The sequence below is a fragment of the Streptomyces sp. NPDC006430 genome (assembly GCF_040612395.1).
Taxonomy (GTDB): Bacteria; Actinomycetota; Actinomycetes; order Streptomycetales; family Streptomycetaceae; genus Streptomyces.
Genome location: NZ_JBEXQA010000109.1, coordinates 1 through 1619, shown reverse-complemented (window position 1 = coordinate 1619; position 1619 = coordinate 1). Strand labels below are relative to the sequence as shown.

At 68.3% G+C, this 1619-nt stretch carries 1 protein-coding gene; it reads left to right on the top strand.

Features of this window, described 5'->3' with window-relative positions:
* A partial coding sequence (locus ABZZ20_RS36815; protein ID WP_356877416.1) for a condensation domain-containing protein occupies nucleotides 1-1619 on the top strand: 1619 nt, incomplete at both ends.

Sequence of the window (1619 nt, the reverse complement as noted above, 5' to 3'; positions counted from 1 at the left end):
GGCCTGGACAGCGTCGGCGTCGACGACAGCTTCTTCGCTCTGGGCGGTCACTCCCTCCTCGCGATCCGGCTGGTGGAGATACTGCGCACCCGCGGCGTTTCCATCTCGATGCGGGAACTCTTCGAATCGCCGACCGTGGCCGGCCTTGTGACAGTCGCTGGGGGTGAGCAGTTCGTTGTACCGCCGAACGGCATTCCGCAGGACGCGCAGGCGATCACGCCGGAGATGCTGCCCCTGGTCGACCTGACCGCGGATGAGGTCGAGCGGATTGCCGCGACCGTGGACGGTGGCGCGGCGAACGTCGCCGATGTCTATCCGCTGGCTCCCCTGCAGGAGGGTCTGCTCTTCCACCACCTCCTCGCCGACGGCGGCGAGGACGCCTACGTCATGCCGACGGTGCTGGAGTTCGACACCCGCGGACGACTCGAAGCGTTCACCGACGCGCTCCAGCAGGTCGTGGACCGGCACGACACCTTCCGTACCGGCATCGTGTGGGAAGGCCTGCGCGAGCCGGTACAGGTCGTGTGGCGGAACGCCCAACTCCCCATCGTGGAACTCGAACTCGACCCACACGGTGCTGAGCCGGTGGAACAGCTCCTTGCTGCCGGCGGCCTGTCGATGGATCTGGGCCGGGCCCCGCTGATCGGACTCCATGTGGCCGCCGCACCGGGGAACCGCTGGCTGGTGCTGCTGCGGATCCACCACATGGTGCAGGACCACACGACCCTGGAGTTGCTGCTCCGCGAAGTGCAGGCGGTGCTCGCCGGGCGGGCTGCCGAGCTGCCGGAGCCGGTGCCGTTCCGCGCCTTCGTCGCACAGGCGCGTGCCGGGCTTGACAGCGGGAAGCACGAAGCGTTCTTCGCCGACCTGCTGGGTGACGTCACCGAGCCCACCGCGCCGTACGGCTTGGTGGATGCCCGGGGGAACGGTATGGACTCGATTCAGGCGCGGCGGGACTTTGCCCCGGACCTTGAGGCGCGGCTGCGTGAGGTGGCGCAGAGGCTGGGTGCCAGCCCGGCCACGGTGATGCACGTGGCGTGGGCACGGGTCCTTGCAGCGGTCAGTGGCCGCGACGACGTGGTCTTCGGCACCGTGTTGTTCGGGCGGATGAACGCCGGAGCCGGTGAGGACGTGCCCGGTCCTTTCATGAACACGTTGCCGGTGCGGATGCGGGTGGACGAGACCACCGCGGTGGCAGCGGTCGAGGCGATGAGGGGGCAGCTCGCGGGACTCGTTGAGCACGAGCACGCACCGTTGGCTCTGGCACAGCAGGCCAGTGGTGTGCCGGGGGACGCTCCGCTGTTCACCTCGCTGCTCAACTACCGCCACAACGTTGTCCTCAGTCGAGGCATGGCCGATGTCTCCGACGGCATCGGGGTGGTGTTTGCCCGCGAGCGCACCAACTACGCGCTGACAATGGCCGTTGACGACGACGGTGACGGGCTGGGGCTGACCGTGGATGCCGTTGCTCCTATCGACGCGGATGCAGTGGCAGCGTTGATGGACACATCCACGGAGAGCCTTGTGGTGGCGCTGGAGGAGGCGCTGGATGGTGGTGAGGACCGGCCCTTGAGCAGGGTGGAGGTGCTGGACGAGGCCGAGCGTCAGCGGTTGCTGGT